The 6453-nt window shown below is 68.5% G+C and carries 7 protein-coding genes; 3 read left to right on the top strand and 4 right to left on the bottom strand.

The window, feature by feature from the left end:
* The first annotated feature begins 24 nt into the window (after positions 1–24).
* Positions 25–318: a 4a-hydroxytetrahydrobiopterin dehydratase gene (locus tag ON31_RS23750; protein WP_029931425.1), complete on the top strand. Its 294-nt coding sequence runs from the start codon at positions 25–27 to the stop codon at positions 316–318.
* On the opposite strand, the gene ON31_RS23755 is transcribed toward ON31_RS23750, so the two are convergent.
* Positions 260–1480, bottom strand: coding sequence for a mannosyltransferase (locus tag ON31_RS23755; RefSeq protein ID WP_039816969.1), 1221 nt, complete (start codon positions 1478–1480; stop codon positions 260–262). The two genes, ON31_RS23750 and ON31_RS23755, sit on opposite strands and share 59 nt — an antisense overlap.
* Before the next feature lie 298 nt (positions 1481–1778).
* Between ON31_RS23755 and ON31_RS23760 the strand changes: the two genes are divergently transcribed.
* Both ON31_RS23760 and ON31_RS23765 read left to right on the top strand, forming a co-directional pair.
* Entirely contained in the window at positions 1779–2561 is a 783-nt protein-coding gene (locus ON31_RS23760) for an Rv1157c family protein (protein WP_039816972.1), read from the top strand.
* A 126-nt stretch (positions 2562–2687) separates the two neighbouring features.
* A complete protein-coding gene (locus tag ON31_RS23765; RefSeq protein ID WP_039816973.1) occupies positions 2688–3065 on the top strand; it encodes a hypothetical protein in 378 nt (125 codons plus the stop codon).
* Positions 3066–3083: 18 nt separating this feature from the next.
* Here the strand turns inward: ON31_RS23765 and ON31_RS23770 are convergent, their stop codons facing one another.
* From ON31_RS23770 to ON31_RS23780, 3 genes are all read right to left on the bottom strand, one after another.
* The gene (locus ON31_RS23770; RefSeq protein WP_039816974.1) at positions 3084–3815 is read right to left on the bottom strand and encodes a DUF1906 domain-containing protein; all 732 of its coding nucleotides are present in this window, start codon (positions 3813–3815) and stop codon (positions 3084–3086) included.
* A 220-nt stretch (positions 3816–4035) separates the two neighbouring features.
* Entirely contained in the window at positions 4036–5604 is a 1569-nt protein-coding gene (locus ON31_RS34855) for a hypothetical protein (protein ID WP_157533762.1), read from the bottom strand.
* Positions 5605–5685: 81 nt separating this feature from the next.
* On the bottom strand, positions 5686–6306 hold the full coding sequence (locus ON31_RS23780; RefSeq protein ID WP_039816976.1) for a CHAP domain-containing protein: 621 nt from the start codon (positions 6304–6306) through the stop codon (positions 5686–5688).
* Positions 6307–6453: the final 147 nt, after the last annotated feature.

Genomic DNA, 6453 nt, shown 5'->3' on the forward strand with positions numbered 1-6453 from the left:
GGATCGAAGGCGTAGACCGGGACTATGAGTACCGAGCTGCTGTCCGACGACGACATCGCCAAGGCCCTCACCGACCTTCCCGGCTGGACCCACACCGGCGCGTCCATCGCCCGCACCGTGGAAGCGCCGTCCTTCCTGGCGGGTATCGAGCTGGTCCGGCGCGTCGCCCAGGCCGCCGAGGCGGCCAATCACCATCCCGATATCGATATCCGCTGGCGGCGGGTCACTTTCACGCTGTCCACCCATTCGGCGGGTGGGCTCACCCAGCTGGATGTGGCGCTGGCTCACGAGATCGATCGGCTGACTCTGCAGAGTTGATTCGGCCCACCCAGACGATCCAGCCGAACAGCACCAGCACGCCCACCACGTCGACCGCGCCCAGCCACGCGTAGCCCGCGGGCCGCGGAATGGTCCAGATGTCCGGCTGCGCGAACGACAGCAGCCAGGGCACTCCGACGAGCGTGGTGACCAGCCAGTACCCGGCCAGCAGCCGGGCGCCCGCCGCCGCCCGCAGTGGACCGTAGAGCAGCCACAGCACGGTCGGCAGCAGCCAGACGAAGTGGTGCGACCAGGAGATGGGCGAGATCATCAGACCGAACAGCTGCACGATGACGAGGGTGCCCATCCGGTCGTCCGGACCCAGGGCGCGCCAGGCGAATACACCCAGCACCGCCACCACCAGCACGGCGGCGATCCACCACGGGCCGGACTGCACGTCGTGGCCGAGAATACGGCTGAGGGTGCCGCGCAGTGATTGATTCCACACTGAACCGACCGGTCCGATACGGTCGGCGTCCCCCAACAGCGTGCCGAAATACCGCCGCGCCTCCGCCTGATTGATCAGCAGGCTGACCCCGACCGTGCCCGCGAACACCACCGCCGACCACGCCGCCGTCCCCCAGCGCCGCCGCGCCACGAAGTACAGCCCGGTGATGGCCGGAGTGAGCTTGATGCCCGCGATCACGCCGACCAGGGTGCCCGAGATCCACCAGCGCGCACTGCGCACCGCGAGCATGGCGCCCAGCACCAGGAAGACGTTCACCTGGCCGTAGTCGATGGTGGTGCGCACCGGCTCCATCCACACACCCACCGCGGTCCACGCCACCGCCGCGGTGCGCCAGCGCGGTTCGCGCAGCGCCCGCTCGCCCAGGATGAGTTCGAGTCCGATCCGCACCACGCCGTACAGCGCGGCCACCGTGGCCAGCAGCCATCCGATGGCAACCGCCGTGAACGGGAGATAGTGCAGCGAGAAGAACACCACCGCGGCGAACGGCGGATAGGTGAAGGGCAGCGGAAAGTCCGGCGTCTCCTTCGAATACGTGAAGTCGTAGAGATGATCGGTGAGCAGCGCCGCCGACCCGTCGACGTAGACGTGCAAATCGACGAGATTCATGCCGTTCGGCGATAACAGCATCCACAGCATCCGCGCGAGCACCGAGAACACCAGCGCCGCGACGGCGAGTCGGAAGTGTCGAGTCACAGCGCGGACTTTCGGGTCGAGTTGTGGATGCACCAGAGTAGCGGTGCGCGTCGGGCCCTATTTTCGCCGACTCGCGACGCCGATTCGAAAACCGCACGCCACACCGGATTCAGATGTAACATTCGTATCACTGGCACCACGCGTAACAGGCTTTTTGATCGTCCGTCCGATAGCGTGATTCGATCGAAGACAGCAAGATCACACCGTGGCTGTACAACAGGGCGGCCCGGTACTTAGAGTGTCGCGCAGCGATGTCCCATCGCCGCAGATGTACCCGAAGGTAAGGACGGCAACACCAGTGCTTCGCACCCGAGGATCGCGGTTCGCAATCACCGCGCTGGCCGTGGCGGCCTGCGCCACCATTGCCGTGCCCACAGCGACCGCCCAGCCCGCCCCCGCGCCCCAAGCCGTTTCCACGATTCCGGTGATTCCCGAGGGCGTGCCGGTGGAGGCGCTCGCGTCGCTGGTGCCCGCCATCATCGGGGCTGCCGCCGGACCGGCCGATATCGCCGCCGGACCGCAGCAGGCCATCCTGGATCAGGCGAAGCAGATCCTGAACACGCTGAACCTGCCCCCGCAGATCAAGTCGACCCTCGAGCGAATCATCAAGTTCCTGGACGGCAGTGGCGGCGGCGGTCCGGACATCCCGCAGGACGGCCCGGTCATCGCGCAGTTCCTGTGGCCCACCATCGGCAAGGGCTGCATCGGCCCGTCCTCCGACTCGATCGGCACCGCCCTGGCCGTCCCCGGCCCCGCGCAGCTGCCCCCGCCCGGCCCGCAGGCCGGTCAGACCGGTTTCGTGTTCACCGCGCTGGGCACCAAGAGCCCGACCGAGGCGCAGAATCCGCCGATGACCGTGCAGTGGATCAATCTGGATACGCGGCAGTCCGGCGTACTGAACCTGACCGACGAGGCCAAGATCAACCCCGACGGCCCGGCCACCCTGTCGGCCATCGCCGACACCGGTAGCGGCCGCGTGGTCGCCGTGGTCTCCGGTTCGCTGACCACCCAGGCCGATCCGGAATCCGCGCCGATCACCTGCTCGTTCCTGCCGACCATCGGATTCTTCTCGGTCGCGTAGGCGCTATCGCGACGACCCAATACCCGGGTGACCCCTGAGGTCACCCGGGCATTGTTGTTTCTACCGACCGGTCGGCCCGCCCATCGGGATGTTTCGGGCGGGGGTGGACTGTGGTAGACCGGGGACATGGCGGCGGTGAAAGAGACTGTGCGGGGACTGCATTCACGGCGGTCGATTCTGTCGATCCGGTCGGAGGGCTCGATCCTGTCGATCGGATCGTCCTACTCGATTCTGTCGATCGGCAGCGTGGGATCGGTGCTGTCCATCGGATCGGCGGGATCGTTCGGTTCGATCATCTCGGCGGGCTCGTTCGGCAGTCTGGGGTCGGCCTTCTCGGCCCTGTCCAGCTGGTCGATGTTCTCGTGGCGCAGCGACCGCGCGGCGTGGAGCGCCCACGAGGCTCCGGCGGCCCCGGCCGTGGAGGCGGAGGGCCGCCCGGCACTGCGGGTGGTCGCCGACGAACCCGATCTGCGGCAGGACCCGACCTGCCACACCCAGACCTAGAGACTCAACGCCGGGGGTTCACCACTGCCCGTAGTCCGGCGTCAGCACGGCGTTCAGGTCGACGCCGACGCCACCCACGGTGCGCTTGTCGATCTCGAACTGGTGCAGGTGTGCCGCGGGGTGCACGAATCCCTTCGGGGTGCCCCAATTGTGCTGCCAGAACCAGGAACCCAGCCCCGCGCCGCGCGTCCAGTCGATGGTCGGCGTATTGGCGTACACGCCGGTGCGCTCCCGCCCGAGTACCGCTTCCCAGCCTTCCAGGTACGGCGCGATGAGGTCGTGGAACTCGCCCTCGCTCGGATTGTCGTCGATAGAGGCGTAGATCGGCGCGGTATCGGGTCCGCCCGCCGCATTGTGCAACTCCAGGCCGCGCTGGGCGTGCTGCTTGCCCGCCTCGAATCCGCCGCGCCAGTCCGCCGTCGGCCCCTTCCCGAACTGATAGCACGACACGATGCTCAGGCCCACCGCCTGTAGTGCCGATACCTCCGCGGCCAGCAGCGGTTTGCCCGCCATCCACTCCGCCCCGGGTCGCCGATCCGAGACGTATCGGATGACGCCGATATGTCCGGCCTCGGCGATGGCCCGGGCGTCGGGCACCCCGCCCGCGTAGTCGAGCAGCGTGCCCAGGGAGGTGCGGGCAGTGGCGGTGGGCGCCACGGCGGCTCCGGCCACGCCCAGGGCGGCCGCACCGCCGGCGAGCGCGGCGGCGCGGGCGAGGAAGTCGCGGCGGTTGACATCGGAATAGCGCATCGCAGAACTCCTTCGCACCATGGGACGAACCTGATCGAGCAAAGTCTGCGGCATGCCCGGCGCACCTTCCCCGATGGCGGGACATGCCATCAGTGCGCCGGGGACCCCGAACGTGCACTCATTTCACCACATTCACATGGGAATCGCCAGGCTCACCGGACACATGTGCACCATTGGCCCCAGGGCAGACCGAGGGGACACAGCCGGCAGAGCGGACTTCTCAGACGCCGATGCTGTTCAGCCGCGCGGCCACGTCGATGGTGCGACGCGAGGCGTCGGCAACCTCACCGCGCACCACCGCCGCCACCTGGGCCGCCACCTGTTCGTCGATCTTGGCGAGGCGACCCAGCATCCGCGCCCGCCAGCCCTCCGCGACCACCTCGAGCGCGATATCCCGCGCCGCCGGAGCCTCGGTGTCGATCACGATGAGCAGCGGGTCGGCCGCCCGCGCCACCAGTTCGAGCGGGACCTCCACCTCGGCGCGGTAGCGGTTGGCCTTGAACACGTCGACGGTGATGTCCAGGGTCACCGGGATCGTCAGGTCGAAGGCCACCAGCCCATCGGTGTCGGAAGGGCTGCCGTCATGGAGACCGGTACGCCCGGCGTCGCTGTCCGCGGCCGCGCCCGTACTCGACGCACTCGCACCGCCCGGGTCTACCCCGGCAGCACCCGCGTCGGCGCTGACAGCACCCGGGTTCACCCTGGCAGCACCCGCGTCGGAAGCCCCCGCGTCCGCACTGGCAGCACTCGCGTCCGCACCACCGGCGGTACTGGCATCCGTGCCGGCCGCACCGGCATCCGTGCTGGCAGCACTCGCGTCCACACCGGCACCCGCATGCACGCTGGCGACGCTCGCGTCCGCACCGGCAGCACCGGCCGTGCTGGCGGCGGTCGTCGCGCGGCCGGGCACCGCGTCATTCGTGGCGTCCCCGTGCGGCACCAGTCGCGGCATGCGTACGCTCCCCCGCACCGACACCTCGGCGGCATTGCGCGGCCCGGTGCGCAGCGGCCCGACCTCGATCGGTTTGCCCGCCAGCGACTCCACGACTTCGCGCACCCGCTGAGCGGTCACCACGCGCTGGAAGAACTGTCGCCCGAATTCGTCGTAGCCGATCCAGTCGAATTCCGCCTGTCCGCGATACTCCGATTGCCGGCCGTCGACGATGGCCTCGACATCGAATACCCGGCCGCGTCGCGATTCCGGATCGTCGAGCATGGCATTGAGCCGATTGGCGACCTCGCGCTGCACCATCCGGGAAATCGGGTCGAGCAGCAGTTCGAACGCGGTGCCGATGGCCTGCGCCCGCATGACGAAGCTGACGTCCCGCCCGGTGACGGGCGGAATGTCGATCACGATGAGCAATGGTCGCGCGGTGCGGGCGTGCAGGTCCAAGTCGATTTCGACGACCGCCTCGAGTCGCAGACGCTGGCCGCCCAGCGTGATGTCCACCCGCAATTTCACCGGCACCATGACCTCGAAGTGCACATGCGGCCCATGGCGGACGATATGTGGTTTGCCCACACTGCCTTTGGCGACGAATCGCGCGAGTCCGGCCGGTCCGACCGAGAACGGTCCGATCGTCATCCCCCGACCGGCCATACCGGAGACCGCCGCCTCGATTCGGGATTCCGTGACCGCCGCCTCGACGAATCGTTCACCGAATTCGGCGTAATCGATCCAGGTCGGTTGGTCGGATAACGGCATCCAGCTTCTTTCGTCGGGCGGAATCCCTGTCCTGCCGATGAGGGGGCAGCAGGACAGGGATCGTTCGGCGATGCTGCCGGGCACCGCCGGGCTCCATGGTAGGGCGTAATTCCCCCGTTACCTAGGGCACGCCCGCATGTTTTTCATCATGCGGGATGCCGGTGATCACAGTCGGCCGTATCCGACCAGGCCGGAAAGCTCCGCGGGCCGATAGCGGTGGATGGTTATGCGCCCGAACTCATTACCCCCCACGGTGGTGATCGTATCGCCGTCGGCGGCAACCACGAAGTTGGTGTGCTGACTGAACGGACTGGTCTCGCTGTAGAGCACCACATCACCGACCCGCGGTCGATATGAGGGCGATTCGAAGCGCCCCTGCTGCTGGTAGTACTCGGTGAGCGTGTACACCCCGGGAATCCGCCACGATCCCGAGTTCGGATTGGCCAGCGGCCGTCCGGCCTCGCGCAGCACCCAGCTGACGAAATCGGCGCACCACGGCTCCTCGACGCCCTCGGAGTATTCGGTGCCGGCGGGCTGGCGCGCGAATTCGCCGCGCAGCACCTCCACAATGCGTTTCTGGGTATCGTCCAGCCCCGCCTGCTCGACCGCCGGGAAGTCGCGCAGCCGCTCCCCCGCCACCGCGGGCAGGTGCCCCCGCTGCCACCAGCCGACCCCGACCACCGCCAGCACGGTCACCGCCGCGAGCGCCGCCACCGCCGCCACCCAGCGCGCACCCCTGCGACCACGGCCCGCGGACTCCGCGACCGATCTCGCACCCACGCTCATCTCGCTCCCCTCCCGGCGTTTCAACGACCACCTTAGTTCGACGATCGTCGGGCGCATTCGGTTCCGCACCACTCCCAGCGGCGTCCTGCGTCGTCTCGCAGCGCCGCCCCGGTTCCCGCGCGTTACCGCACCAGCGCTCCCGCGGCT

Source organism: Nocardia otitidiscaviarum NBRC 14405, from assembly GCF_000308635.1.
Classification (GTDB): domain Bacteria; phylum Actinomycetota; class Actinomycetes; order Mycobacteriales; family Mycobacteriaceae; genus Nocardia; species Nocardia otitidiscaviarum.

Coding starts and splice junctions, on each gene's coding strand:
- ON31_RS23750 (WP_029931425.1), top strand. CDS start 25: ATGAGTACCGAGCTGCTGTCCGACGACGACATCGCCAAGGCCCTCACC.
- ON31_RS23765 (WP_039816973.1), top strand. CDS start 2,688: ATGGCGGCGGTGAAAGAGACTGTGCGGGGACTGCATTCACGGCGGTCG.
- ON31_RS23770 (WP_039816974.1), bottom strand. CDS start 3,815: ATGCGCTATTCCGATGTCAACCGCCGCGACTTCCTCGCCCGCGCCGCC.
- ON31_RS23780 (WP_039816976.1), bottom strand. CDS start 6,306: ATGAGCGTGGGTGCGAGATCGGTCGCGGAGTCCGCGGGCCGTGGTCGC.